The 26925-nt window shown below is 65.3% G+C and carries 24 protein-coding genes; 15 read left to right on the forward strand and 9 right to left on the reverse strand.

Going from position 1 to position 26925, the window contains the following annotated elements:
* Window positions 1-284: 284 nt before the first annotated feature.
* Together FXF75_RS14130 and FXF75_RS14135 are read left to right on the forward strand one after the other, a co-directional pair.
* Window positions 285-1724, forward strand: coding sequence for an Hvo_1808 family surface protein (locus tag FXF75_RS14130; protein WP_309221824.1), 1440 nt, complete (start codon window positions 285-287; stop codon window positions 1722-1724).
* A 166-nt stretch (window positions 1725-1890) separates the two neighbouring features.
* Window positions 1891-2481 carry a 50S ribosomal protein L15e gene (locus FXF75_RS14135; RefSeq protein ID WP_163522494.1) on the forward strand — a complete coding sequence of 197 codons (591 nt, stop codon included), beginning with the start codon at window positions 1891-1893 and terminating at the stop codon, window positions 2479-2481.
* A gap of 407 nt (window positions 2482-2888) precedes the next feature.
* Here FXF75_RS14135 and FXF75_RS14140 read toward each other — a convergent pair whose 3' ends face one another.
* On the reverse strand, window positions 2889-6161 hold the full coding sequence (locus FXF75_RS14140; RefSeq protein ID WP_163522495.1) for a type 2 lanthipeptide synthetase LanM family protein: 3273 nt from the start codon (window positions 6159-6161) through the stop codon (window positions 2889-2891).
* 226 nt (window positions 6162-6387) lie between these two features.
* On the opposite strand from FXF75_RS14140, the gene FXF75_RS14145 reads away from it, so the two are divergent.
* Complete coding sequence (locus FXF75_RS14145) at window positions 6388-7221, forward strand: molybdopterin-synthase adenylyltransferase MoeB (protein ID WP_163522496.1); 834 nt, start codon at window positions 6388-6390, stop codon at window positions 7219-7221.
* Window positions 7222-7333: 112 nt separating this feature from the next.
* A complete protein-coding gene (locus tag FXF75_RS14150; RefSeq protein ID WP_163522497.1) occupies window positions 7334-7903 on the forward strand; it encodes a DoxX family membrane protein in 570 nt (189 codons plus the stop codon).
* Between the two features lie 30 nt (window positions 7904-7933).
* Here FXF75_RS14150 and FXF75_RS14155 read toward each other — a convergent pair whose 3' ends face one another.
* Complete coding sequence (locus FXF75_RS14155; RefSeq protein ID WP_163522498.1) at window positions 7934-8551, reverse strand: hypothetical protein; 618 nt, start codon at window positions 8549-8551, stop codon at window positions 7934-7936.
* A 106-nt stretch (window positions 8552-8657) separates the two neighbouring features.
* Between FXF75_RS14155 and FXF75_RS14160 the strand changes: the two genes are divergently transcribed.
* Together FXF75_RS14160 and FXF75_RS14165 are read left to right on the forward strand one after the other, a co-directional pair.
* Window positions 8658-9053, forward strand: a complete 396-nt coding sequence (locus tag FXF75_RS14160) for a twin-arginine translocation signal domain-containing protein (RefSeq protein WP_163522499.1) — start codon at window positions 8658-8660, stop codon at window positions 9051-9053.
* Window positions 9050-10333: a hypothetical protein gene (locus tag FXF75_RS14165; RefSeq protein WP_163522500.1), complete on the forward strand. Its 1284-nt coding sequence runs from the start codon at window positions 9050-9052 to the stop codon at window positions 10331-10333. Before FXF75_RS14160 ends, FXF75_RS14165 begins: the two co-directional genes overlap by 4 nt.
* Window positions 10334-10344: 11 nt before the next feature.
* Here FXF75_RS14165 and gfo6 read toward each other — a convergent pair whose 3' ends face one another.
* A complete protein-coding gene (gene gfo6, locus FXF75_RS14170; RefSeq protein WP_163522501.1) occupies window positions 10345-11436 on the reverse strand; it encodes a D-xylose 1-dehydrogenase Gfo6 in 1092 nt (363 codons plus the stop codon).
* A gap of 194 nt (window positions 11437-11630) precedes the next feature.
* Between gfo6 and FXF75_RS14175 the strand changes: the two genes are divergently transcribed.
* The 3 genes from FXF75_RS14175 (at window position 11631) to FXF75_RS14185 (ending at window position 15006) form a co-directional block, all read left to right on the forward strand.
* Entirely contained in the window at window positions 11631-12941 is a 1311-nt protein-coding gene (locus FXF75_RS14175; protein ID WP_163522502.1) for an alpha-amylase domain-containing protein, read from the forward strand.
* A gap of 101 nt (window positions 12942-13042) precedes the next feature.
* Window positions 13043-13780 (forward strand): NAD(P)/FAD-dependent oxidoreductase, encoded by a 738-nt coding sequence (locus tag FXF75_RS14180; RefSeq protein WP_163522503.1) that lies wholly within the window; start codon window positions 13043-13045, stop codon window positions 13778-13780.
* 221 nt (window positions 13781-14001) lie between these two features.
* On the forward strand, window positions 14002-15006 hold the full coding sequence (locus FXF75_RS14185) for a hypothetical protein (RefSeq protein WP_163522504.1): 1005 nt from the start codon (window positions 14002-14004) through the stop codon (window positions 15004-15006).
* A gap of 106 nt (window positions 15007-15112) precedes the next feature.
* Here FXF75_RS14185 and FXF75_RS14190 read toward each other — a convergent pair whose 3' ends face one another.
* Complete coding sequence (locus FXF75_RS14190) at window positions 15113-17422, reverse strand: amino acid permease (protein WP_163522505.1); 2310 nt, start codon at window positions 17420-17422, stop codon at window positions 15113-15115.
* Window positions 17419-17862 (reverse strand): universal stress protein, encoded by a 444-nt coding sequence (locus FXF75_RS14195; RefSeq protein WP_163522506.1) that lies wholly within the window; start codon window positions 17860-17862, stop codon window positions 17419-17421. Before FXF75_RS14195 ends, FXF75_RS14190 begins: the two co-directional genes overlap by 4 nt.
* Window positions 17863-18071: 209 nt before the next feature.
* On the opposite strand from FXF75_RS14195, the gene FXF75_RS14200 reads away from it, so the two are divergent.
* From FXF75_RS14200 to FXF75_RS14215, 4 genes are all read left to right on the forward strand, one after another.
* The gene (locus FXF75_RS14200; RefSeq protein WP_163522507.1) at window positions 18072-18815 is read left to right on the forward strand and encodes a winged helix-turn-helix transcriptional regulator; all 744 of its coding nucleotides are present in this window, start codon (window positions 18072-18074) and stop codon (window positions 18813-18815) included.
* A gap of 223 nt (window positions 18816-19038) precedes the next feature.
* Entirely contained in the window at window positions 19039-19218 is a 180-nt protein-coding gene (locus FXF75_RS14205) for a hypothetical protein (RefSeq protein WP_163522508.1), read from the forward strand.
* Between the two features lie 33 nt (window positions 19219-19251).
* Window positions 19252-20856, forward strand: a complete 1605-nt coding sequence (locus tag FXF75_RS14210) for a TrkH family potassium uptake protein (protein ID WP_163522509.1) — start codon at window positions 19252-19254, stop codon at window positions 20854-20856.
* Window positions 20853-21059, forward strand: a complete 207-nt coding sequence (locus FXF75_RS14215) for a hypothetical protein (protein WP_163522510.1) — start codon at window positions 20853-20855, stop codon at window positions 21057-21059. Before FXF75_RS14210 ends, FXF75_RS14215 begins: the two co-directional genes overlap by 4 nt.
* Before the next feature lie 52 nt (window positions 21060-21111).
* Here the strand turns inward: FXF75_RS14215 and FXF75_RS14220 are convergent, their stop codons facing one another.
* Window positions 21112-21459, reverse strand: coding sequence for a hypothetical protein (locus FXF75_RS14220; protein WP_163522511.1), 348 nt, complete (start codon window positions 21457-21459; stop codon window positions 21112-21114).
* An 84-nt stretch (window positions 21460-21543) separates the two neighbouring features.
* On the opposite strand from FXF75_RS14220, the gene FXF75_RS14225 reads away from it, so the two are divergent.
* The gene (locus FXF75_RS14225) at window positions 21544-22233 is read left to right on the forward strand and encodes a TrkA family potassium uptake protein (protein ID WP_163522512.1); all 690 of its coding nucleotides are present in this window, start codon (window positions 21544-21546) and stop codon (window positions 22231-22233) included.
* 49 nt (window positions 22234-22282) lie between these two features.
* Here the strand turns inward: FXF75_RS14225 and FXF75_RS14230 are convergent, their stop codons facing one another.
* Together FXF75_RS14230 and FXF75_RS14235 are read right to left on the reverse strand one after the other, a co-directional pair.
* Entirely contained in the window at window positions 22283-22585 is a 303-nt protein-coding gene (locus FXF75_RS14230) for a hypothetical protein (protein ID WP_163522513.1), read from the reverse strand.
* A gap of 162 nt (window positions 22586-22747) precedes the next feature.
* A complete protein-coding gene (locus FXF75_RS14235; RefSeq protein ID WP_163522514.1) occupies window positions 22748-23101 on the reverse strand; it encodes a co-chaperone YbbN in 354 nt (117 codons plus the stop codon).
* A 244-nt stretch (window positions 23102-23345) separates the two neighbouring features.
* On the opposite strand from FXF75_RS14235, the gene mutS reads away from it, so the two are divergent.
* Window positions 23346-25958, forward strand: a complete 2613-nt coding sequence (mutS, locus tag FXF75_RS14240; RefSeq protein ID WP_163522515.1) for a DNA mismatch repair protein MutS — start codon at window positions 23346-23348, stop codon at window positions 25956-25958.
* 54 nt (window positions 25959-26012) lie between these two features.
* Here mutS and FXF75_RS14245 read toward each other — a convergent pair whose 3' ends face one another.
* Window positions 26013-26810, reverse strand: a complete 798-nt coding sequence (locus tag FXF75_RS14245) for a DNA polymerase sliding clamp (RefSeq protein WP_163522516.1) — start codon at window positions 26808-26810, stop codon at window positions 26013-26015.
* Between the last annotated feature and the right edge of the window lie 115 nt (window positions 26811-26925).

A 26925-nucleotide genomic window follows, 5' to 3' on the forward strand; every position in this document is an offset into this window, starting at 1 on the left:
CACGTCGGATAGTTCCGAACATGTCTCTGCGTTTCTCGTCCACGCGCTTAGTTATCAGGTGGCTAATCCTCGCGGGTCGGCCGAGGACGCCGGGACCCCCCGTGAAACGGTCCGAAACGGTAGACGACAACGCGTGGTTTCTCGGGTCTCGGCGGCCCGAAGCCACTTCTGACGGACGATGGTACACGTTTGCGGATTATGCGAACTCCGTTAGCACTCGCACTGCTCGTACTCGTCTCGGCGACGACGACGTTCGTCGCGTCCCGGCCGGTGCGGACGCCCGCGTGCAATCGGACGCGGCGCGGGCGCAGGACGGCGCGCCGCCGGACCCCGAGTCCGACGTACTCGGATGGGAGAACGGCTACTGGTACAACGAATCGCTTAGCATCGTTCGCGACGACGGGATAAACAAGTCGGAGCGACAGAAAATCGTGGCGCGGGCGATGGCGCGCGTCGAGCGCATCAGGCGACTCGAATTTCGGAAGAAGGTCCCGGTGAGGGTGATTCCGCGAGAACAGTTCCAGAACCGGAGTCAGGACCCGGTAGAGGACCGCAGGCGGACGTTCGACAACGTGAAGTTCGAAGCGCTGTTCATGGTCAACGAGACGACGAACTCGCTGGCCGTCCAAGAACGCAACGCCGGGTCCTCCATCGGCGGATTTTACAGTCCGACCGAGGACTCCATCGTCGTCATCTCGGAGACCAGACCGCCGAAGGTGGACGAACTCACGCTCGCCCACGAACTCGTCCACGCGCTCCAAGACCAGCACTTCGACCTCACGGAGTTCAACCGCTCGACCCGCGAGGAACACAACGAAATCGACGGACTGGTCGAGGGTGACGCGAACTACGTCCAGTACCGCTACACCAGAAACTGCAATCAGAACTGGAGCGGCACGTGCCTCGAACGGACGGGACGGGCCGGTGGCGGGAACGGGACGCTCGCCAACGCCGGTATCTACCTCCTGAAGTACCAACCGTACAGCGACGGGCCGCCCTTCGTCGCCGCGATTCGCAACGCGTCGGGATGGGACGGCGTGAACGCGCTCTACGAGGACCCGCCCAACAGCACCGAGCAAGTGATTCATCCCGAACTGTACGGCGAGGACCTCCCGAGCGAGGTCGAGTTACGGGACGAGAGCAACGAGGACTGGCGCAGAGTCAAATTGGAAGACAGAGGGGTCAACTACGCCGAGTTCGGTGAAGCCGGACTGTTCACGATGCTCCTCTACCCCAGTCTCACGCAGGAGGGGACAGAGACGGTGATTCCCAGGGAGTCGTTCGCCACCCGGAACCCCGGCACGAACCAGAACACCCTCGACGCGTACAACTACAGCCATCCGGCCACGGCCGGGTGGGACGGCGACAAACTCTACGCGTACGTCAACGAGAACGTCCCCGAGAACGAGACTGGCTACGTCTGGAAGACCGTCTGGGACTCCGAGAAGGACGCCCGCCAGTTCGCCGAGGCCTACCGGAAACTGCTGAACATCCACGGCGCACAGCAGGTCGAGGGGCGACCGAACGCGTGGGTCATCCCCGACGACCGCGAGTTCGCCGACGCCTTCCACGTGGAACGGCGCGGAGACACGGTCGTCGTCGTGAACGCGCCGACGGTGGACCAGCTATCGGGGGTCTACGCCGACGTGACGCCCGAGGCGGAGTCGAACGCCTCCAGTCGGAGCCGAGTCGCCCGAGCGCAGGACCCAATCCGAAGTGCTTAAACGCCGACGACGAGAATTCACGATAACTCGCTGGCAGACGGGCACCAGCGGGCACCTGTGGGCCGCAGGCGGGCGACACCGCTCGCGTGCGGCCGCAGGACGGGATGTGGCCCCCGGGACGTCGGGTCTCGCGGGCTGAACCACGCAACGCCCGTGGTGATAAACCATGGCAAAAAGTTTCTACTCCCACATCAAGGACGCGTGGAAAGACCCCGGCGACGGCGACCTCGCCGAACTGCAGTGGCAGCGCAAGCAGGACTGGCGCGACCAAGGCGCTATCGAGCGCATCGAACGCCCGACTCGCCTCGACAAGGCCCGCGAACTGGGCTACAAGGCAAAGCAGGGCGTCGTCCTCGCCCGCGTCAGCGTCCGCAAAGGCTCGGCCCGCAAGGAGCGGTTCAAGGCGGGCCGACGCTCGAAGCGGCAGGGTGTCAACCGAGTCTACCGACGCAAGAACCTCCAGCGCATCGGTGAGGAGCGCGCCAGTCGGAAGTACCGCAACCTGCGCGTGCTGAACTCCTACTGGGTCGGCGAAGACGGCAGCCAGAAGTGGTTCGAAGTGATTCTGCTGGACCCGGAGCATCCGGCCATCGAGAACGACGACGACCTCAACTGGATTTGCGACGACTCCCACAAGGGCCGGGCCTTCCGCGGCCTGACCAGCGCCGGAAAGAGCAACCGCGGACTCCAGCAGCGCGGCAAGGGCACGGAACACACCCGCCCGAGCAACAACGGCGGTCAGGGTCGCGGGAAGTAACGTCTACTCCATTTCGTTCCATTCTTCGGCCGGTATCGGACCCGACAGCGGCGGGAGAACATGTAATCGTGGGTCGCTACGCGACCGTCGAAAAGAACTCGGTCCGAGGACTCGGAGCCGCCTGATTTCGGTTCAGTAGCAACAGGGGTCCGCGCACGTGTACGACGGACAAGCGGCGGCACCATCGTCGAAGTCGTTGTTGGTGTCGAACTCTGCGTCGAACTGGGAGCGAAGGTCGTCTCGGTTCATGAGTATCACTTAGGCACCTGTTACCACGGCGCCCATAGAGACGGTTACTCCGGCCATACTTGAATTTTTCTAATACTTAATTTATTAATTTAATATTTGAACGATTCAGGCGTTTTCTCTGTTGTGTTACTAAACGCGGGAGCAGAGAGTCCGAGAAGTCACTCCCAGAGGAGAGCGCAGGGGAGCGCCTCGGGGTTGTTCGCCCGCAACATCGTGTATCCGATTCCCGAGAGTCCGAGGAAGAACGTCGGGTCGGGCACTTCACGGGTCTTCGCGTGGACGCAGTACGTTCCGGTTTCGCGCTTCCGGGCGAGGACGCCGCCGAGGAGACTACGCGCTTCACTGGACCGGCGGCCGAGTCGCTGCTCGGTTTCGAGCAGGAACTCGGCCCGACCGGCGTTCCCACAGCAGAGGTGGTCGAGGTCGTGGAGGTCTCCGGACGGGAAGCTTTCGACCGCGCGTTCGAGACCCCGCTCGGCCCGGTCGTCGGTGACGTACTCCGTCATGCCGAGGCGAGAGAGACCGACGCCGCTCCGACCGTGACACCACTGGTCGGGGAACTGCGTCATCTGTTCGACGTCTCGGTAGTTGGGCCAGTTTTGCTCCGACTCGGAGAACGCCCGCGACTCGAATTCGAGCGCTTCCAGCGCGGCCTTCCGGTATTCGGAGCGACCGGTCGCGTCCGAGAGACGGACCAGCGCGTACGCGATGCCGCCGACTCCGTGCGCGAACCCGACCAGCGGCGTGGTCTCGTCCACGGTCTTCCAGACGGGAACGCCACCCTCGGACTCGACGCGCGAGTCGAGGAGGTGGTCGCCACATTCGACCGCGGCCTCCAGCAACGCGAGTGACTCCCGCCGGTCGTACAGTGCGAGCAGGCCGAGAATCGTGCCAGCGCTCCCGCCGACCACATCGTAGGTCTCGTCCACCTCGACGACTTCTGGCGTAAGCAAATCGGCCACCTTCGTCGCGTCGGCCAAGAGGTCGGCGTCTCCCAGCAGGTCGGCGGTCACTCCGAGACCGTAGGCAACCGCGCCGATACCGGTCGTGCCACCGGAGTTCCGTGGTGTAAGCAGGTCGTCGTCCGACCGAAGCGCGTCGCGGACGGGACCGACGGCGTCGAGCGCGAACTCCCGATATCGTTCCTCGCCGGTCACGCGGTAGAGACCAGCACCGAACAGTCCGATTCCGCACCGGCCGATGTACAGCGACCCGTAAGCCGGTCGGAGCGAGAACGGGTCTCGGTCGTCCTGACTCCCGGTCTGTGGCTCTATCGAGGCCCAATGATACGTCCCGTCCTCGGTCTCGAACGCCGCCCCTTCGACCCGGTCGAACAGGTCGGTCGCCTCGCGTTGGAGTCGTTCGCCGTCCACCGATTCGTAGCCGACCGACGACTGAGTTCCGGGAGTCGCATCCGGGTTCGGGACTGCGGCGAGGCTACCGCGGACGAGTTCGACCTGCTCGCGCATGTCCGACCGGGAAGCCGACTCGATACGACGCCGAGCGCGACTGATTCCCGACGCGTCGGCCTCGACATCTATCGGCGATTCCCGAATTCGGAGCGCGGTCTCATCGGTTCGGCAGGTGAACCGCGGCGGGTCGAGGCGCTTCAGCACCCGCATCTCGGCGTCGCAGAGCGGCCACGGTTTCGGGTCGCCGATTCGCCCGTTGCAGAACGGGACGGCCAACTCCTCCATCTCGATGCCGAACCGCGCCCCGTCTTCGAGACACGACCGAGAAGTCATCGACTTGACGAGGGCGCCGTACTCCAACGTCGGTCGGTAGACGACCCGATTTTCGACCGACTCGAACGCGTCGAGGAGACCGATTTCGTCGGCCAATCGCCCATCGTCGTGCAACTCCAGCACGGTCTCGTAGGTCGTCTCGAAGCCGTCTACGATGGTGTCCAGATACTCGTCCGGTGAGTGCGGTTCGCCGTCCACGGTCGGCACGTTCTCGCTCCGGTCCACGCTCGGTGACTCCTCTACGACCGACATCACGTCGGTGTCGGCGGCCACGATACGGGGATAAGAGGACCCCTCGCGTTCGACTTCCTCCCCGGAGACGGCGATGCCCGAAGTCGCTTTCAGCATCTCGAAATCGAGGTCGGCGCTGGCGTTCCGGACGCCGTAGGGGAGAAGCAGCGTCAAGAGGACGCTATCGTCTCTGAGCGCTCCGACCCCGGTCCGCGACGGCCGTCGGTGCGACCCGACGTAGGGATGGAGGACGGTTTCGGCGTCCACCAGCGTCGGGTGTTCGCCCGCCGTGACGAGGTTCTCGATTTGGCAGTCTCGGAATTCGAGGAAGTAGGCGACGCAGACGAGCGCACCTGCCCGCTGGTAGTAGCGTTCGACGGCCTCACGGTCGGCGCAGTCGTCGCGTTCGACCCACTCCATCCACCCGTAGCCGTCGCCTGCGACGTACGTCGGCGTCTCGAAGTCGGGAACCGAAAGGTAGTCGTTCAGGCGGTCGAGTATGCGATAAAACGTCTCTCCAGCGGTGACGCTCCGGGGCTTGTACGCGACAGTAACGCCGGAATCGAACGCTATGCGCATCACCGCGCGGCCATCACCGTGGGTGTCGTCGGCGAGCGGTTCGAGGGTCGTCACCGCTCCCAGTTCGCCGGTCACGCCGAACTCGTCGGCGAGTCGGTCTCGGTCGGCGCGCAGTCGACGGGAGAACTCCCGAAGATGTTCGTCCCATTGGCGAATTTGCGTGGCGAGCAATCGGGCGAACACCGGATATCGCTGACAGAGTTCGGCCAGTCCGCCGGTGAACAGGTGGTTCACGAACTGCTCGTAGTATTCGGTCGGCGGTTCGTCGAACTCGTCCGGGTCCGCAAACGCCAATTCGCGGTCGTGAGACGCGACGAACGTCTTGAACTCGACGTAGAGAACCCGCAGAAACCAACTCTCGAACCGATTCCGGAGCCACTCTGCCATCGTTCCGATGGCTTCCGCAGAAAGCGCGTCCCGAACGGGGTCTTCGGGGAGTCGGTCGCGGGCGTACGCCGCGACTGCGGCCGAGAGTTCGGCGAAGCGCCGTTCTCGCTCTCGTTCGTCACCAAGTTCGCCGTTCGACCCCCGGTCCGGGCCGAAACTCTCGGGCAGGTCGTCGGGGTCGAACTCCTGTACCACGCCGACGAGTTCTTCGAGGCGTTCGACCCACTCGGGGAGCGGTTCGTCCTCGGCCAGTTTCTCCGACCGAATCGACTCCCGACAGACGTCTTCGGTCACTTCGAGGCGGTCGAGTCGCTGGCTAAATGCCTCGTCGTCGGGAAATCGCTCGCGCCATTCCTCGAGGAGTTCCTCCACCTCGGACTCGTCCCGGCCGGTCGGTTCGAGTGCGTCAGGGTCGGCTAGCCGTTCGTGGAGCGTCCGTGCACGTCCGGCGAGGACGCGCTTCTGCTCGCTATCGAAAACGTCGTTCATAGCCTCTCACTCCCGGTATTTTCGTTCGGTATCGGGGACACGGAGGAAATATTACAGGGTAGAAATAAGTAAATTTCTCTAGTTAGAACTTTTCTACGTGCCGTCAGAGTGAGGGGAATATTCGCTCGCGGCGGAGAGGGTTAGCGCGGAGACTTCGACCGGTGAATCCGGGAGCCTCCGAATCTCCGACCGCGGATTTATACCTGAAAGCGCCTAACCCCCGGCTATGAGTCTCTCGCTGGACCCGACGCAACTCGACCGCTACTCCCGGCACATCATCATGGACGAGGTGGGACCGGAGGGCCAGCAAGCCCTGCTCGACGCCGCCGTGCTGGTAATCGGCGCGGGCGGACTGGGCGCGCCGGTCGTCCAGTACCTCGCGGCCGCGGGCGTGGGCACACTCGGCGTCGCCGACGACGACGAAGTCGAACTGAGCAACCTCCAGCGCCAGATAATCCACGGCAACGACGACGTGGGCCGCCCGAAAGTCGAGTCGGCGGCCGACTTCGTGGCCGACCTCAACCCCGACGTGGACGTGCAGACCCACGAGGTCCGAGTCGAACCCGACAACGTGGAGGACCTCGTCGCCGACTACGACTTCGTTGTGGACGCCACCGACAACTTCCGGACGCGCTACCTCGTCAACGACGCCTGCACGCTCTCGGGCACGCCGTTCTCCCACGGCGCTATCTACAAGTTCGAGGGGCAGGTCACCACGTTCACCACGGAGGGACCGTGCTACCGGTGTCTGTTCCCCGAAGCGCCCCCCGAGGGGATGGTCGCCGACTGCGCGAGTACCGGCGTGCTGGGCGTCCTCCCCGGCACTATCGGTAACATTCAGGCCACCGAGACGGTCAAGTACCTGCTCTGCGAGGGCGCAGGTCTCGACGCGGCCGAACTGCTCGACGGCCGGATGGTGTTCTACGACGCGATGGCGATGTCGTTCGAGGAAGTCGAGTTCCGTCAGAATCCCGACTGCCCGGTCTGCGGCGACGACCCCATCGAAACGCTTTCGCAGGTGGAGTACGCCGAGGAGTCCTGCCCGGTGAACGCCGACTGAGAGCGCGCGACCGAACTGGTTCGCCACAGGATTTACGCTTCTCTACTTCTGGGAATCACTGTCTGTTTATATGCCTTCTCCGGCCGTCGATTCGAACGTAAGGTGAACGACGATGGCAACTACAGAAATCAACACCCGAGTCAACGAGTTCGAGAGCACGGTCGGCGGCGTCACGGTCCGGGGCGAGGCCCACAGTCTGAGCGCGTGGTTCGTGCTGGCGCTCCGACTCATGATGGGGTACGCGTTCCTCCACGCCGGACTCGACAAACTGCTGGCGGCGGAACCCTTCAGCGCGACCGGCTACCTGCTGAACGCGGTTCCGGAGGCGAGTCCGCTCTACGAGACGTTCCAGTGGATGGGCCAGACTCCGTGGTTCGCCGACTTCCTCGCGATTGCCGTCCCGTGGGGCGAGACGCTCGTCGGTCTCGCCCTGCTCGCGGGTCTCCTGACCCGCCTCGCGGCGTTCTTCGGCGCGTTCATGATGCTGCTGTTCTACTTCGGCAACTGGGACGTCGCCCACGGCTTCATCAACGGCGACTTCGCGTACATGCTCGTGTTCCTCTCGGTCGCGGCGTTCGGCGCGGGCCGCATCCTCGGACTCGACGCCGTCGTCGAGAACTACGACCTCGGCGGCCGAACGCTGGTCGAGACGTACCCGCGACTCCGGTACGTCCTCGGCTGAACACCCGTAATTTTTGACGAGAGGTACTGGCTACGGTTCGGCCACGCGCACCGTGAACGTCCATTCGTACTCCCGTCCATCGACGCGGTAGGTTTCGCCGAACCGATACTCGCCCGGCGGCATACAGTGGTCGTTCTTCGGATAGTCCCACAGTTCGTAGGTCCGGGTGAGCGTCTCGCCAGCGTCCACGTCGAGTTCGACGGGACCACACGGTTCGCCGACGAAGAAGTCCATCTCCGACGGTCGCCAGCACTCCTCGGCGGCCGGTTCGAACGCCTGTTCGTCCGAGCGCAGGAGGACCAACCGCGCGTCGCCTCCGCTTTTAGAGGCGGTGTGCTCGTCGGCGGGCGGACACGACTCGTAGCCCAGCGTCAGTCGGCGGTCGCCGCGGTTCGTCAACGAGAGTTCGACCTCGGCGGTATGGTCGTCGGTGACCGTCGGTTCGACGGCCTCGACGGACGGTTCGAGGTCGAGTTGCGCGAGTCGGCCGGTTTCGAGCGATTCGACTGTTACGGTCCTGAACGCGTCTTCGGGCGGGGTTCGAGGCATCGTGGTCTGGTTCTGCGAGCGGAACCTCCGGAGGTTCGTACAACCGCCGAGAGCGACGAACCCCGGGCCGAGCGCACGGAGAACCCGTCGCCGGTTCATACCCGGATATCCACCGCTATCGACATAAGCGGTGGAGATAGGCCAAACAGCGATTGTAGTAACCGGAGGACATAATATTTGATAACCAACTGTTTTCAGACGTAGTATGTCTGGAAATAACGGGAACGAAGGCCGAGACGACGAACAGACCGGAAGCCGACGGCGATTCCTGAAGCGAGTCGGTGGCGCAGGCGTCGCGGTCTCGTTCGGTGCGTCCGTCCCGAAATCCGCCACTGCGGCCGAGACCTCCGAATCGCAATCGTCGGTACAGAACGTGGTTCCCGTGCAATCGACCGGGAGGACCGCATCCGTGAATCCCGAAGACGTGCCGAGGGCCGACGAGAGCGACTACCAAGGCGACTTCGAAGTCCCGACCATGCTCACGATGAGTCCCGCGGAGTACCGGCGGATACAGGAGCGAGTGCAGCGCGGAGACTTCCCACAGCCGCCCGAGAGCGCGGTCCAGCGAGTCCCCCGGGAGAACGGAGGTGACGGCGAATGAACGTCAGCAACGAGTACAAGGGGTTCGACTCGACCGACACGGGCTACCGACCGCCGGACGCCGGTCTCGCCGCAGGGCAGTCCAAGAACGTACAAGCGATAAACAGCCTATGGGGTATCTTCGACCAAGGGACCGGCAACCGCGAGTGGGACACCACGCTGACCGACTGGTTCTCAAACGTCATCCCCGACCCCGACAACACGAAGGTGTTCGACCCCAGAGCGACCTACGACTACGGCGCAGACCGATACATTCTCTGTGCGGTCGGGAAGGACAACAACACCGACGAGGGGTTCTGGCTGCTCTCGGCGTCTGACACGAGCGACCCGTACGACTCGTGGTCGAACACGCGAATCGACCTCTCGTCCAGCGACTACTGGGTGGACTTCCCGGGTCTCGGCGTAGACGAACACGGCATCATGCTTACCGGGAACATCTACGAGAGCGGGAAGGGGTTCCAGTACGCCTCCATCGTCGTCGTGGACAAGTCGGAACTCTACAATCAGGACAGCTACACCTACTGGCGGTACACGGAGGTGCAGAACCCCGACGGGTCGCAGGCCGCGACGATTCAACCCGCGGACGGACTCACCTCCGCGTCGAAGCAGTACCTCGTCAACAGCCAGTCCGGCGGCGGAGACACGTTGAGCCTCTACAAAATCACGAACCCGGCCACGAGCAACCAGTACCTGAACAGCTACAGCGTCAGCGTCAACTCCTACAGCGCACCCCCAGAGGCCGAGCAACCCGACACGACGACGAGCCTCCGCATCAGCGACGCCCGGTTGCGGAGCGCGACGGTCTACGCGAACGGGTCCGTGTGGGCGACTCACCACGTCGGCTACGACTGGGGTGACAGCGACACCGAGGCCATCGTCGCGTGGTACGAGGTAGACGTGTCGAGCGAGTCGGTCGTCCAGCAGGGCGGGTTCGGACTCGACGACAACTACCTCTTTTTCCCGTCCATCGCGGTCAACCCCAGCACCGACGACATGATGATAACGTACAACCGGACGAACGAGAGCAGCATCTACCCCGGCGTCAAGGTCGCCGGGCGGGAGTCGAGCGACGACTCCGGGTCGATAAAGGGGTACACGAACGTCAAGAGCGGCGAGTCGGCCTACGACCCCTCGTCGAGCGACCCCGAGCGGTGGGGCGACTACACCGCGATGTCGCTGGACGCCAGCGACCAGTCGAAGTTCTGGCTGTACGGCGAGTACGGTCTCGATTCGAGTAATCAGGACGAGTACGGAATGTGGACGGCGCGGGCGAACTGGTAACCCCTGAGCGTCTACTCGCCGCGCCCCCGTAGCTCCACCACCGACCCCTTCTCCGTGCTCTCGTAGACCGCCTCTATCGCCTCCATGTCTACGAGTCCGTGCCGACCGTCGGGGAGAATCTCGCCGTCCGTCCGGAGTTGGTGGGCGAAGTAGTCGAACTCCTCGCGCATCTGGTCTACCTGTTCGTAGTCCACGTCGGCCCGAGTGCCATCGACTTCGAGCGCGAACTGCCGGGGCTTACGGTCGAAGAACGCGGGTTCGACGTTCACCTCGCCCTCGGTCCCGACGACCTTCAGGTGACTCGACTCGGCGGCGCGCTGACTCGCGGAACAGGCCGCTAGCGTGCCGTCGTCGAATCGGACTTGGAAGGTGGCGGCCTCGTCGGGCACGTCCGAGAACGCCTCGTCGTCCGAGCGCGCGAACGCCGAGACCGCAACGGGGTCGGCGTCGAGGACGAACCGCGCCGTGTTGAGCGGATAGATACCGAGGTCCATCACCGAAGTGCCGGGTCCCGAGAGGTCGGGGTCGAGACGCCACTGGTTCGGGTTCGGATTCATCTCCAACAGGTTCTGGGACATGCTCCCGTGGACGAGGACGGGGTCGCCGATAGCGCCCTCGCCGACGAGTTCGCACGCCCGCCGGACCGCGGGTTCGGTGTGCATCCGGTAGGCGACCATCAGCGGTACGTCGGCGTCCTCGCAGGACTCGACCATCCGCCGGGCGCGCTCCGAAGTCGCCTCCATCGGTTTCTCGCAGAGGACCGCCTTGCCGAACTCGGCGGCCGACTCGACGAACGCGAGGTGCTCGGCGTTCGGCGTCGCGACGTACACCGCGTCGTACACGTCGGTGGCCGCGCCGTCGTGGAACTCACCGTAGGTGAGCGCGACTTCGGCGCTCTCGACGCCGTCGGCCACGCCCTCGGCCTTCCTGCGGTCGCCGCTGACGACCACGGTCGTCTCGCACCAGTCGCTGTCCTCGGTGACGGGGATGGCCTCCTCGCGTGTCCACCACCCCAGTCCGACCATCGCGAATCGCACGGGTTCGAGGTCCGATTCCGTCTGCCAGTCGCGGCGTCCGAACGACGAGAGGTCGTTTCCGTCCATGGCGGACCGTCACGGTCTGCCCGGACGTAGCTTTCGACGGGGGCAAAGCGGACACCAAGCATCGGGTGCGAGCGGGACCGACGAGCATCGGCTTCGGACGGATTCGAAGTGGTATGAATTAACGTGACTAGCATCCGAACGTTAAACCCAGCGTAAGAAAATGTTATACTATTTCTTCATAGATTGAGCATCGGATGGAACGAAGTACCACCGAGGACGGACCCTCGCGGAGGAACGTGTTGAAGGGAATCGGCGCGCTGGGCGCGGCCGCCGCGGGCGCGTCGCTGACCGCCGGCAACGCGAGCGCACTCGGTTCGGGCGCGATGTACCAATACTACCACACCGACTGGGCGACCATCGAGAGCGACCTCTCGACGATTGCCAGTCGAGGCTACGACGCGATACAGGTTCCGCCCGCGCAGTTCAGTCGGGTCTACAAGCACGAACGGGAGTACACGGGCGAGAAGTACGACCCGCCGCTGGGCTACCAGCCCATCGACCTGCTGAACTTCGACAGCGAGTTCGGGACCGAGTCGGAGTACCGGTCGATGGTGGACGAGGCCCACAGTCAGGGACTGGACGTCGTCGCCGACGCCGTCGTCAACCACATGGCCGCGGGCGGCGACGCCTTCGAGCGGACGGTGACGCTCGACGACATCCCGCAGTTCGGCAGCGACGACTTCCACCCGGAGTGCAGCATCGACTACTCCAGCGACTACTCGGTCGAGGGGTGCTGGCTCGTCGGCCTGCGCGACCTGAAACAGGAGTCGTCGTACGTCCGCGGCGAACTGAAGAAGTACGTGGACAAGTACCGTAATATCGGCGTGGACGGTATCCGCTGGGACGCCGCCAAGCACGTCCCCGAGTCGTTCTTCGCCGACTACGCCAACCAGTGGGCGAGCGACCTCTACACGGTGGGCGAGGTCATCCCCGAATCGTACGACGGCAAGTCGAAACTGGACTACCTGCAGGGGTACGCCGACACCGGGATGTCGGTCACCGACTACACGCTCTACCACGTGATGAAGAACGAGGTGTTCTACGGTCCCGGCGGCGACATGAGCAGGTTGGCCGGGGCGGGGTTCGTCAACCGCGACCCGTACAACGCGCTGACCTTCGCGGGCAACCACGACAGTCCCGACCCCGCCCAGTCGCTGCTCGCACACGCGTTCATCCTGACCTACGAGGGGTACCCGCGCGTCTACAGCGAGGACTACGGCGTCGGCGACGACTCCATTGGGAACCTGCTGTGGATTCGGAACAACCTCGCCGGCGGCACGGCCTACGACCGCGTGACCGACGCCGACGTCTACGCCTTCGAGCGGTACAACAACCTGCTGGTCGCCATCAACAACTCCACGAGCTGGCAGACCCGCACGGCCTACACTAGCTGGCGGAATCAGGACCTCAACGACTACACCGGCGAACAGAACAGTCGCGCCGACGGGAACGGAAACGTCGAGGTGTCCGTCCCGCCCGAGGGGTACGTCGCGCTCGCACCGTAGTCGAGAGTATCAGAGACGAAGACGGTCCCCGACGTTCGCCGGGACCGTGCGAACTTTCGAACACGCTATTTGGGACCCCCACCGAGATAGAATCGAGAACCATGCCACACGAGACGTACGACGTGCTTATCGTCGGCGGCGGCGTCGCGGGCCGCTCGGCGGGCGTATTCACCGCGCGACACGGATACGACACGGTCGTCCTCGACGCCGGCGGGTCGATTCTCCGGCGGAACGCCGCGCTGGAGAACTACCCCGGCTTCCCCGCGGGCGTGGACGCCCGACTGTTGCTGGAGATGATGCGCGAGCAGGGCGAGCGCGCCGGTTGTGAATACAAGGAGACCGAAGTCACCGGGGTCGAGGCGACGGACGACGGGTTCGTGACCGAGACGGCCGACGGCGACCGCTACCGGTCGCGGTACGTCGTCGCCGCGACCAAGAACGCGACAGACTACCTCGAACCGCTCGACGTGGAACTGAGAGAGCGCGGGAAGACGTTCGTGGAGACCGACGAGAAGGGACGGACCACCGTCGACGGTCTCTACGCCGCGGGGCGACTCGCCGGGAAACCGCATCAGGCCGTCGTCGCCGCCGGGCACGGGGCCGAAGTCGCGGTGACGCTGCTCGAAGACGACGACCGACCCTTCTACCACGACTGGGTCGCTCCGGAGGGGTACTTCACGGGTCGCGGCCGAGAGGTGCCGCCCGGGTGTGAAGAAATCGACGAGGACGAGCGCGAACGCCGTGAGGCGGAGTCGCTCTCGGCGATGCGCGAGTACTTCGGCGAACCCTACTCGGACGAACCGGAGACGCACCCGAGCGTGGAGAGCGACGACGAGTAGTTCGGCCCCCGAGCGAGGTCATCGTGACCACCGTCTCCGTCACTGCCACGGCAGGCGTCGCGGACGCGTCGTAGTCGTTCCAACGCATACATACAGGCGCGACGACGAGAGTCGGACATGGACACTCGTTCGTTCGCTCGCGCTGGGAGCCTCTGTGGCGCGCTCGGCGCGGTGCCGGTCGCTTCGGCCCACGGCGGCGAGGCGGCCCCGCCGATGCCCCAGTGGATGGCGCTCGCGGTCCTCGTCGTCGGCGTCGGCGTGACCGTCGGCGGCGCGTACGCGCGTCACCGGACGACGCGACGACCGCGCTCGTCGTCGCGTTCGCCGGTATCGTGGTGGCCGCAATCGGTGCAGTCGGTCTGGTCCAACTCTCGCCGGTCGAGACGCTGGCGACCAGCCAACCTCCCATCTCGCGGGCGTGGTACGGCCCGCTGACGCTGGGTATCGGTCTCGCAATCGTGGTCGGGAGCCTTATCGTCGGTCGGATGCGCTGGCCCAGCGACCCCCGGTACGCCGCGCTCGGGATGTTACTGGGCCTGTGGGTCGCCTACCCGGTCCTCGTGCCGAGACCGCTGACGAACCCCGTCGGCTACCTGGTGGCTCTGGCCGTCCCGGTGACGGTCGGGTACGTCGTCCGGCGGGACTGCTGGGACCTGCTGGCGCGGGCGCTTTCCGACCGCGCCGCCCGGTGGTTCGGCGTCGGCACCGGCGTCGTCGCGGGCCTGTTCTTCATGTTCTCGATGGGGATGCTGACGTTCGTGCCCGAGGTCGGCAGCGGCGTGAACCTGAACCGGAGTTTCGTCACGACCTCACAGGTCACCAACCCGCTGGTCTACTGGCCCGCCGTCGAGTTCCACTTCCACGACTTCGTCGGCACCACGCCGCTCAGCGGCGTCGTGTCGGTGGGAATGGCGATGCTCGTCGGTCTCGTCGCGGTGCTGGTGGGACTGAACGCCGCCCTCCTCGCCTATCAGTGGCGAGCCAACGCCGCGAGCGGTGGCGCAGAGGCGACCGCCGGGTCCGCGGCCGTGGCCGCGCCCAACGCCTGCTGTTGCTGCGGCCCGGTCATCTCGGAGTTGGCCGTGGTGTCGGTCGGGCCGTCGGCGGCCGCGCCGCTCTACTGGCTGTTCGTGGACCTGGCTTCGCCGGTCGGCGCGCTGTTCTTCGTCGTCAGCGTCGGCCTGCTGGCCGGGAATCTTGTGCGGACCGGACGTTCACAGAGCTAGCGCTGAGTCGCGACTCGGAAGGGTAACGCGCGCTGGAAAATCGGTAATCGGCGATTGCCCGCTCGGAACCGAAACGAGGGTCGGAGCCGGAGCGTGACCGGCGCGATTAGGAGTTCAAGCGGTCTATCACGCCTTCGCGGACGCTTCTTGCCGTCTCTTTCGGCCCGCGAACCATCGCGACGGTGGCGTCCACTCGCTCGCCTATCGTCTCCGGAATCGACCCGAACAGCGCTTGGGAGACCGACCCCGAGCGCGTCGCACCGACGCAGACCGTGTCGTACGCGGCGACCGCGTCGAGCAGCGTCTGCTCGATATCGTCGCCCACGACGACTTCGCTCTCGTAGTCCACGTACTCGATACCGGCGCGCTCGGCGACGTCCGCGATGACGGCTTCGCCGCGCTCGCGCGGGTCCTCCTCGTCGTCCGGACGCTGGGCGTTGAGCAGGGTGAGCGACCCCTCTCCCGGACTGGTATCGACCAGTTCCGCGCCGCGACGAGCGGCGACCGGAGCGTGCGGGCCTTCACCGGCGAGCGCGACGACGTCCCGCACCACGTCTTGGCGCTCGGTCGTCGCCAGTTTCGCCAGCGTCACCTCGCAGGGCGCGTGCTGGACGACTTGGTCGATGTTCGACCCGAGGATGTGTTCCCGGGCGCTCCGGGACCCCTTCCAACCCATCAGCACGTGGTCGGCCCGCTCCTCCTCGACGACGTCGAGAACGACGTCACCGACGTCGCGGCCGACTATCGCTCGCGTCCGGAGACCGATGTCGAGGTCCTCGGCGATGTTCTGGGCGGCGTCGAGTAGTTCCTGCTGGCGCTTGACGCGCTCGTTCTCGAACTCGAGGTCCTGCGACAGCGACGTCTGCTGGGGCACTTCGATGACGTTGACCGCGATGATTTCGGCGTGTTCGTCCTCGTGGGCGTGGGCGTTCGCGGCCGCCAACCAGAGCAGGTCGCGCTCGGTATCGGGGTTGGCGACGGGGACGACGACCCGATAGTTGCCTTTGCCGTCGGCGGCGGTCGTCGGTTCCGGCGCGATGGCCTCGCCGACGAGGCTCTTGCTCGGAGCGCGGTCGCTCGCGTACCCGTAGTACCAGAGGACCCCGACCAACACGATGGCGACGCCGATGGCACCGACGGGCGTCAGCGCGAACGGGAGCGTGACGCCGAAACCGCCGAACGCCAGCGTGAACGGTTCGAGCGAGACCGACATCTGCGCGAGGACGGCGAGACAGCCGAGCATCCCGACCACGGGGACGACCGGGTAGAGGACGCTCGGAATCTGGAACGCCGGGTCGTAGTCGTCCGGGTCGGCCCGCCGCATCACGACGACCGCGACGTGGACCAGCGCGTACGTGACGAGATACGAGAAGGAGGCGACCTCCGCGAGCGTCCCGATGGGGACGCCGCTGGCGATGAGCGCGAGGATGACCGCGCCGGTGGCGACGATGGCGCGGTACGGCGTGCGGAAGCGCTCGTGGACCTGATTGAGCCAGTTGGTGAGAATCTTGTCCCGGCCCATCGCGAAGTTGACGCGCGCCGCCGACAGGATGGAGGCGTTCGCGCTGGACACCGTGGCGAGGACCGCCCCGACGACCATCGCGACCGCGCCGATTTCGCCGAGGAACTGTTCGGCCACGCGGGCGACCGGAATGTTCGAGGTGGCGAGCGCGTCGATGGAGAGGGTGCCGGTGCTGACGAACATCACCAGCACGTACATCAGCGTCGGCGTGACGACCGCCGCTATCATCGACAGCGGGAGGTTCCGACTCGGGTTCTTTATCTCCTCCGCGCTGGTGGCGATGACCTCGAACCCGATGAACGTGACGTACACCGTCCCGGCGGTGGCCGCGACTGCGGGCCAACCGTTGGGGTTGAACGGGTCGAGCGTCTCCATGTCCACGTTCAGGACGCCGAACGCGATGAAGACGATGATGAGACCGACCAACGCGAGAACGATGACGTTCTGGAGCGCACCGGTCTCCTTGACGCCCCGGTAGTTGACGCCGGTCAGGATGGCCGCCATGACGAGCGCCGCGATGGCCACGCCGGTCGAACCCATCGGGACGAAGTACGTGAGGTACTGGCCGAACCCGAGCATGTAGAACGCCGACGCGAACATCAGTCCGGCCCACATGCCCCATCCGACGATGCTCCCGAAGAAACTCCCGAGCGACCGGTTGACGTAGTAGTAGCTTCCGCCGGCCTTCGGCATCCCCGTGGCGAGTTCCGACAGCGAGAGCGCGGCGAGCAGTGAGACGATACCGCCGATGGCGAACGAAATCATGCTCGCGGGACCCGCCGCCTTGGCCGCGATGCTCGGCAGGACGAAGATGCCCGCCCCTATCATCGTGCCCAGACCGATGGTGTACGCTTCGAGGAAACCGAGGTCGCGGGCGAGTTCTTGGTCGGTCATCCGTTCGCCTCCGCCTCGTCCGGCAGGACGACGACCGGTCGGTCGGCGTTCTGGACGAGACCAGTCGTCGTGTCGCTCGTCAGGAGTTTGAGCCACCGACTGCCGCCTCGAGGGGTGAAGACGACGGCCGACGCGTCGAACTCGTCGGCCGCGTCGAGTATCGTCTCGGCGACGTCGGTGCCGTAGAGGATTCGCGTTTCGAGGTCGATTCCGTCCGCCGCGAGGGTCTCCCCGACGACCGCGAAGATGTCGCGCGCCGCCTCCTCGCGCTGTTCGACGGAGGCCTTATCGGGCGCTCCACCGGCCTTCTCGACGACGTGGACGGCCAGTACCTCACCGCCGCCGTCTCGGAGTCGAGGAAGCACCTGCTCGCAGGTCGCCTCGGCGTCCTCCTCCGACGCGACCGGCAGGACGATTCGTTGTAGTAGTGTGTCCGTCATACGTAACCTCTCTCGGTAGTCGGGGGTTATCCTCCGATAGGATATAAGTATGGTTTTGCAGGCACCCATCACACTCGGAGAAATTGAGGATTCCTAAATTCCACCGAGTATTCAGTATCAACGTATCGACAAAACCAGCATCACACCGCCGAGCGGCGACGATACCCGAAGTCGGAAGCGGTTTACCCCCGCTCGCCCACGTCCGAGACATGAGCGTTCGCTTGGACGAGATAGACAAGCGCATCCTCTATCACCTCGCTCGGGACGCACGCGGTATCTCGGCCCCGGACATCGCGGCGGAGGTCAACGTCTCGGCGGGTACGATACGGAACCGAATCCAGCAACTCGAAGCGGAGGGCGTGATAGAGGGGTATCACGTTCGTATCGACTACGAGCGCGCGGAGCGTCGGCTGACGAACCTCTTCATCTGTTCGACCGACGTTCCCGACCGCGAACGCATCGCCAAACAGGTCGCGGACATCCCCGGCGTCATCGGCGTCCGCGAACTGATGACGGGACGGGGGAACCTCCACGTGACCGCCGTCGGCGAGGACATGGCGGACCTCTCGCGCGTCGCGCGCGACCTCGCCGCCCTCGGCATCGACATCGAGGAGGAGAACCTGATTCAGCAGGAGTACCGCGGCCCCTACGACGCGTTCGGTCCGCAGGACGGACCCGAGGGCCACTCCATCACCGACTTCATGAACCTCTCGGGCGGTGCGGAGGTGGTGGAACTCACCGTGACCCAGTCGGCCCCGATAGCCGGACTCACCCTTCAGGAGGCGAACGAGCGAGGTATCATCGATTCGGAGGCACTCATCATCTCGATAGAGCGTGACGAGCAGATGCTGACGCCGAAGGGAGACACCAAGATGAACCCCGACGACGTGGTGACGCTCTTCTCGCGGACCGGCATCGACGACGAGACGATTTCGGCGTTCAGCGAGCGGTAACGCCCTCCCTCACCGAACGGCGGTTTTCTTGACGGACGCATCAACGTTCGCGAAGGCGGTCAGTCTACGTACCGTCCATCGTCCGACGGCCGATTGGGACCGGTGACTTCCGACACCGGTCACCCGCCGTCAGCGCATAAGCCCCACTACTGGATACTGACCGAATTTATAAATAGAGTTTTGCAATCAGAATCTTTAAGCCACCTCCGGCAGGTCGTCCGTAGTGACAACAGTCCCGACGGGACCGCGGAACCACCACGACGCCAACGATGAAATCGAACACGAGTACCCACCCGATATCGGAACCCGTCGCCAGAATCACGACCGACCGTCCCCGGACGACGGTTCCGGCGACGCCCGACTGCGGAGGTGCCGGTCGTCGGGCACGCGCTGGGGCAAGTGACGATGCGCCCCGAACGGAGGGGTGTGCGGAGAGATGAACGCTCAGTTCGAGACAATCGGCCGCGACCTCGGACGGATGCTACAGGCGCTGGCAGTGCTCACGTTCGTCTCGCTCGCGATTCCGCTCGTCTGGGGCGAGTACTACGCGATACCGCCGATGGTGGTCTCCGGAGGAGTCCCCCTCGCGCTCGGGTGGCTACTCACGGAGCGATACGCCGACGCCGACGACCCCGGAAAGCTCCACGGGATGACCATCGCGGCGTCGGGGTGGTTCCTCGTCGCGCTGTTCGGGTCGCTCCCGTTCCTGCTCGTCGCGTGGACGGTCCACTTCGACCCGGGAGTGCTCGGTGCCCCAGACTTGACCGGGCGGGCGGCCTCGACGCTCGCGGCGTTCCGCAACCCGCTCAACGCGTTCTTCGAGTCGATGTCGGGGTTCACCGGAACGGGGTTGACGATGACCGACGACGAGAGTTCGCTGCCCCACACGCTCCAGTGGTGGCGGTCGTTCATCGAGTGGGTCGGCGGGGTCGGCGTCATCGTCCTCACGACGGCCATCCTCGCCCGGCCCGGCAGCGGGTCGCTCACCCTCTACGAGAGCGAGGCCCGGTCGGAGAAGATTCACCCCAGCATCGTCTCGACGGTTCGCACGATATGGTGGATTTTCCTGCTGTTCACGTTCGTCTCCATCCTCCTACTGTGGCTGGCCGGGATGCCGATGTGGGACGCCATCAACCACGCGATGACGGGTCTCGCCACCGGCGGGTTCTCCATCACGGACAACAGCATCGCCACCTACGACAGCGTCGCCATCGACTTCGCGCTGCTGCCCGTCATGGTCCTCGGGAGCATCGCGTTCCCGGTTCACTACCTCGTCCTGCAGGGCGACCTACGGAACCTCTATCGGGACCTCCAGACGCGGTGGGTGTTCCTCTACTTCGCCGCCGGGACGGTCGGTCTCACCGCGATGCTGTACGCCAACGGCGTGTACGACCCCGGGTCGATGACGCTCGGTGCCGTCACGCTGAACGGGACCCTCGCGTCGCTGTTTCAGGCGTTCCGATACGGAGCGTTCCAGTTCGTGTCGGCGGCCTCCTGCACCGGGTTCCAGACCGCGGGGTCGCTCGGGACCGACTGGTCGGCCCAGTCGCAACTGCTCGTCTCCGCCGGGATGGTCGTCGGTGCGGCCGCCGGGTCGACCGTCGGCGGCATCAAACTCGTCCGCGCGATTACGCTGGTCGAGGGGACGAGGTTCCGAATTCAGGACGTCTTCTATCCGCCTTCCGCGATTCGGACGTTCAGCCTCGACGGTCGGGACCTCTCGGAGACGGAGGCGTCCAAGGAGTTCGAGGAGGCGGCCATCATCACGTTCCTCTGGTTCGTGTTCCTCGCGCTGGGGGCGTTCGTTCTGCTGGTCGTGCTTCCGGTCGGCGGAACGGACGGGTTCACGCTGGAGAACGTCCTGTTCGAGGTTGCGAGCGCACAGGGGAACGTCGGCCTGTCGTCGGGCATCACGGGACCGGCCATGCCGACGCCCGCCAAGGTGATGTTCCTGTTCAACATGTGGATTGGACGACTCGAAATCATCCCGGTGTTGGTGTTGCTCCGGGGCGCGTTCACTCGATTTGGAGGGTACAAATGAGCGCAGACGACCTACCGCTCGTGGGCGGCCTGTTCGACGCGGGACCCGACGACCGGACCTTCGACGCGTTACTCCTCGCCGGGCCACTGCTCATCGTCGTCGTCGCGGTCGCCGACCGGTCGTTCCTGACCTCACTCCTCGCCGTAGGCTACCTCGTCGCGTTCGTGTCGCACACCGTCTCCAACGGTCTCTCGTCGCAGTGAACTGCCGAAAATCAGCGAGCGCGTACCCGACGGTCCGGTCCTCTCTCGGGACTTATCGCACGGGACCGAGGAACTGCCAGTGGAGAGACGGTCCCTCTCCGTCTTCCGGATGCTTCTCCACTCGGACGTGGTAGAGGTACGGCCCGTGCGGACACTCCTCGCAACCCTGTGCGCACGGTTGGCGTTTGACGACCTTCGTGTAGCCGTCTCGCTCTTCGACGTCGAGAATCTCTTCGCCGGGCCGCGCTTCGAGCAAGTCCGCCACCGTCGGTGGTCGAGGCAAGAGCGATTCGGCGTGCGAGATGACGGCGCGGAGTTCGGACTCGGTCAGGTCGGAGAGACGTTCCGCGAGGTCGTCGGAGAGCGAGGAGTCGGGTCGATTGTCGGGGTTTTGGGACATGCTCCGGATATCGGAGTCATCACACTTAGAGTTACGGAATCGCAATCAGCTACTTTTATAACATTCTGTGTTCCTCAAGCTAGCATGTACTTAATTATCGTCGGCGCAGGCGATATCGGCTCTCCGCTCATCGAACTCGCCAGTAGGGAGAGCCACGACGTCGTCGTCGTCGAGCGCGACGAGGAGGTAGCCACCGACGTCTCCCAGAACTACGACTGCCTCGTGCTGAACAGGGACGCGACGACGATGGACGCGCTCGAGGAGGCGGGCGGCGACCGTGCGGACGCCATCATCAGCACGACCGAGTCCGACGCGACGAACGTCATGGTGATGTTACTGGCTCGGGAACTCGAAATCCCCTCGCAGGTGTCGGTCGTCCACGACCCCGAGCACATGAACCTCTTCCGACAGTTGGGCGTCAACGTCCTCGAAAATCCTGAACAACTCATCGCGGAGTACCTCTACCGGGCGGTCCAGCGACCCTCCGTCAAGGACTTCATGCACCTCTCGGGCGACGCGGAGATATTCGAGATTACCGTGGGCGAGGACAGCGCCATCACAGGGCAGAGTCTCGCCGCCGCCGACCAGAACGACGTTCTGCCGGACGACGTCCGGGTCGTCGCCATCGAGCGCAATCAGTCGGTCCTGCTTCCGCAGGGCGACACCGAAATTCGGAGCGGCGACCTCGTGACGGTGTTCTCGAAGCGCGGGGTCGACTCCGAGATAATCGAGACGTTCGTCGGGGAAGCGACACCGCCGTCCGCGGTCAGTTGAGTCGAATCGTCACCGACGGCCGGGAGGTCGGCATCGTTCGTCGCCTCGGTCACCGCCGAAACAGGGCGGCGGCACCGCCAAATACAAGAACGACGACCACTACCGGGATGTGCCACTCGTCGGTCACGACCGACGGACCGACCGCGGAGAGCAGTAGCGAGACGGCGACGCCGACGATAGCCGCGGTTCCCAGCGGTCTGAGGTTCAGGTCGCCGTCGTAGAGGAGCGCGACGGCGACGGCGACGAGACCGATAGCCAGCGCTATCCACTCGTCGCGCGACGAGAGGACGCCGTGGGGAACGCCGAACACGCCCTCGTTCGAGGGAAGGGCGAACACCAGATTCTCTACCATGGTCGTGCGCCGTGAACGACTGGCGTCTCCGGGAGTACGCCCGCCACCGACAAAAGCCCTCGCGGAGCAGTCGGCGGGGTTTCGACGGGGCAATCGACAGGATTGCTCCGAGAAGTTCGCGTTCCGAAAAGCACCGGAAATCCGTTTCCGAGACGAACTGTGCTACTGCGAGTCGCCCCTCGATTCCACGAACTCGACCACTGCCTCGGTCCCTCGAAACCCCTCCGCCATCCGCCCGACGAGTTCGCCGTCCTCGAACAGGAGCAGGGTCGGGACGCTCCGAACGTCGTACGCCTCGACGAGCGACAGGTCGTCGCGGGGGTTCAGCATCCCCACGGCGGCGTCGGTCGCGCGAGCCACGTTCCCGACGACCGGTTCGATGGCCTGACAGAGCGAACAGCCCTTGGTGTAGAAGTCCACCAGCGCGAGGTCGTTGTCCGCGACGAAGGCGTCGAGTTCGTCGGCGTCGCGGAGGTGGACCGGCTTGTCCGCGGTCGTTGCGTTCTGGTCGTTCACGCGTACCCATACGGTGCCAGCGCCGGTTAGCCGTTCCGCTCTCGGCGGCTTCTGGTGGTTCTTCTTCGACCGTCGTCAGATAGGCGGGCGAGTCGGTGATGTGACGGTGGGAAGAGGAAAGACCTTGCTACTGCTCCAGCAGAGGTGACCGGACAGCAGTCGGACGACAGTGCGGGCGACGGGGTACCACCCCGCCGTCGGCATCCGATTCCTATTTTTGGCTCGGGCCACTCTACTATCACTCATGGACGCGGCGCTGGGGCCACCCGAGAAGATGGCCGAGAACGAGGACGACCTGACGCCGATGATGAGTCAGTACTTCGAGTTGTGCCGGGAGTACGACGACTCGCTCGTGCTGTTTCAGGTGGGGGACTTCTACGAGACGTTCTGCGAGGCCGCCGAGCGCACCGCGCGACTGCTCGAAATCGCGCTGACCAAGCGCGAGGACTCGACCGGGACGTATCCGATGGCGGGCATCCCCATCGACAACGCCGAGTCGTACATCGAGACCCTGCTGGACGCGGGCTACCGCGTCGCCGTCGCCGACCAAGTGCAGGACCCGGAGGACGCTACCGGGGTGGTCGAGCGCGCGGTCACGCGCATCGTGACCCCGGGCACCCTGACCGAAGACGAACTGCTCGACACCGAGGACAACAACTTCGTTGCCTGCCTCACGGAGGACCCCGACCGCTACGGGGTCGCCCTGCTCGACGTCTCGACCGGCGACTTCTACGCGACCAGCGCGCGCCGCGAGGAGTTGGTCGCCGACGAGGTGAGTCGGTTCGCCCCGGCGGAGGCCATCACCGAACCCGACGCCACCGCCGACCCGTTCGACGCCGACTGCATGGTCTCGCCCTACGACGCCGAGGCGTTCGACCCCGACGCCGCGGCCGAGCGGGTCGAGCGCTACTTCGGGTCGCCCGACGCCCTGCTCGCGGCCGACGTTGAGGTCCGGGCCTGCGGTGCGTTGCTGGCGTACGCCGAGTACACTCGCGGTGGAGAAGACGGGCACCTCGACTACCTCAACCACCTGACGCGCTACGAACCCCGCGAATACATGCTGCTGGACCGGGTGGCGCTCGCCAGCCTCGAACTGTTCGAGCGCCGGACGGTCCACGGCGACGCCGACGTGACCCTGCTCGGGGTGCTGGACGAGACCTCGTCGGCACTCGGGAGTCGGAAACTCAAGGACTGGCTCCGGCGTCCGCTGCTCGAACCCGACCGCATCGAGGCCAGACTCGACGCTGTCGAGGAGTGGACCCACGACGTGCAAGCCCGCGAGTCGGCCCGGGACCTGCTCCGGGACGTGTACGACATCGAGCGCCTCATCGCCCGCATCTCGCGAGGCCGGGCGAACGCCCGCGACCTGCGCTCGCTGAAGGCCACCCTCGACGTGGTGCCCGAGTTGAAGGCCGCGATGGCCGACTTCGAGTCCGAACTGCTGACCGAACTCCGCGGGAACCTCGACGAACTTGCCGACGTTCGGGACCTCGTCGAGCGCGCGATTCGGGAGGACCCCGCGCGGGAAATCACCGAAGGCGACGTGATAAAGCCCGGCTACGACGACGAACTCGACGAACTCCGGGCGACCGAGCGCGAGGGCAAGGCGTGGATAGACGACCTCGAAGCCGAGCAGCGAGAGCGGACCGGCATCGACTCGCTCAAGGTGGGCCACAACTCGGTCCACGGCTACTACATCGAGGTCACGAACCCCAACCTCGACGCGGTGCCCGACGACTACGAGCGCCGCCAGACCCTGAAGAACTCCGAGCGCTTCTACACGCCCGAACTCAAGGAGCGCGAGGACGAGATTCTGCGGGCCGAGAACCGGGCCGACGACCTCGAACACGAACTGTTCCGCGAGGTGCGGTCGTCGGTGGCCGCCGAGTCCGAGCGCGTGCAGGCGGTGGCGGACGCGCTCGCGCGACTCGACGTGCTGGCCGCGCTCGCGGAGGTCGCGGCCACGCGGGACTACGTCCGTCCGGAAATCGGCGGGGACGGCATCCACGTCGAGGGCGGCCGCCACCCAGTCGTGGAACGAACCCAGCAGTCGTTCGTCCCCAACGACACCCGCCTCGACGCCGAGGACTCCTTCGCGGTCATCACCGGCCCGAACATGTCGGGGAAATCGACGTACATGCGACAGGTCGCGCTCGTCACCGTCCTCGCCCAGACCGGGAGTTTCGTCCCGGCGGCGAGCGCCCGCATCGACCCGGTGGACCGCGTCTTCACCCGAGTCGGCGCGAGCGACGACATCGCCGGGGGTCGCTCGACGTTCATGGTCGAGATGACCGAACTCGCCTCGATTCTGGAGAGCGCCACCGACGACTCGCTGGTCCTGCTGGACGAGGTGGGCCGCGGGACGAGCACCACCGACGGTCTCGCCATCGCCCGCGCCGTGACCGAACACGTCCACGACGAGGTGGGCGCGCTCACGCTGTTCGCCACCCACCACCACGAACTCACCCGGACCGCCGCGGACCTGCCGCGGGCGTTCAACCTCCACTTCTCGGCCGACCAGACAGACGAAGAGGTCGTCTTCGACCACGACGTGCGCCGGGGCGCGGCCACCGCCTCCTACGGCGTACAGGTCGCTCGCGAAGCCGGTGTTCCGGACGAGATAGTCGAGCGAGCGCGGGAGCTACTGGCCGACGCGGAGTCTGCGGACGTGGAGGCCGACGGAACGGAGGAAACCGAGGCCGACGAAATCGGGGGAGTCGAATCCGAATCGCCGCGAGCCATCGCGGACGGTGCGCAGGACGAACTCGCCGCGCGACTCCGCGAGGTGGACGTGGCGACGATGACGCCGCTGGAGGCGATGAACGAACTGGCGGAACTGAAGCGCGAAGTGGAGTAGGTAATCTCGTTTTCGAGAGGTCAGACAGAAGTGCAGTAGCGCCGACGACCGTGGTCACCGCCGAGAGATGCGGGGCGCGACGAAGTACGCTACCGACCCCGCCTCGTCGGCGAACTCGTACTCGATGGCGACTGGCTGTTCGGTCCCGAGTCGGAGGTCGACGTCGAGGTCCGAGGGCATCGCGCGACCGATGACCGAGAGGTAGTCGAGCGAGAACAGCGACCGGGCCTCCCCGGGCCTCACCTCGACGAGGTCGTCGGCCGTCAGTACGAGCGACACGTCGTCGGTGTCGCCCTCGGCCTCGACGAAGAAAGCGTCCTCCTCGGCGTCGATGCCGAGGGCGAGGTGGTCCGAAACCATGTCCGCGGCCCGGACGGCCCAGTCGAAGTCGTCGGTGTCGGCGACGACGCCCCCCGCGAAGTCGAAGTTCTCGCTGGGCCGGTCCGGGGGCCGTCGAATCGTCTCCGGGTCGATGAGCGTCAGCGCGTACTCGAGACCGCCGAACCGAATCTCCAGCGTGCGGGTCTCGTGGTCGAGTTCGAGGTGAACCGACTGGCCGCTGTCGGCCATTCCCACGACGTCGCCGAGTCGGGAGAGGTCGACGCCGCTCCGGACGCCGGTCGCCTCGTAGTCGTCGAACGCGGCCCGTTCTAAGGTGAGGTCCACCGACGCCACCGTCGCGGGGTCCATCCCCCACATCCGGACGCCGTCCTCGTCGAACGAGAGGTGACACTCGTCGAGGAGCGCGGCGACGAGGTCGACGGCGGTCTGAATCGCGTCGGCGTTGACAGTCGCTCGGAACGACCGAGTCGGTGCTTCGGGGGCGTCGGCGTCTGAAACGGACTCGCTCATTGTGTCGCGTCGAAACCATCATCGACGGAACCTATAAGAGTTTTGCCGAATGGGTCGGTTATAATCCGAAATGCGTTATCTCTATAAGTGGTAAGCCCATTCTATAATCCATATC

Origin of the sequence: Halorussus sp. MSC15.2, from assembly GCF_010747475.1 — an archaeon.
GTDB lineage: Archaea > Halobacteriota > Halobacteria > Halobacteriales > Haladaptataceae > Halorussus.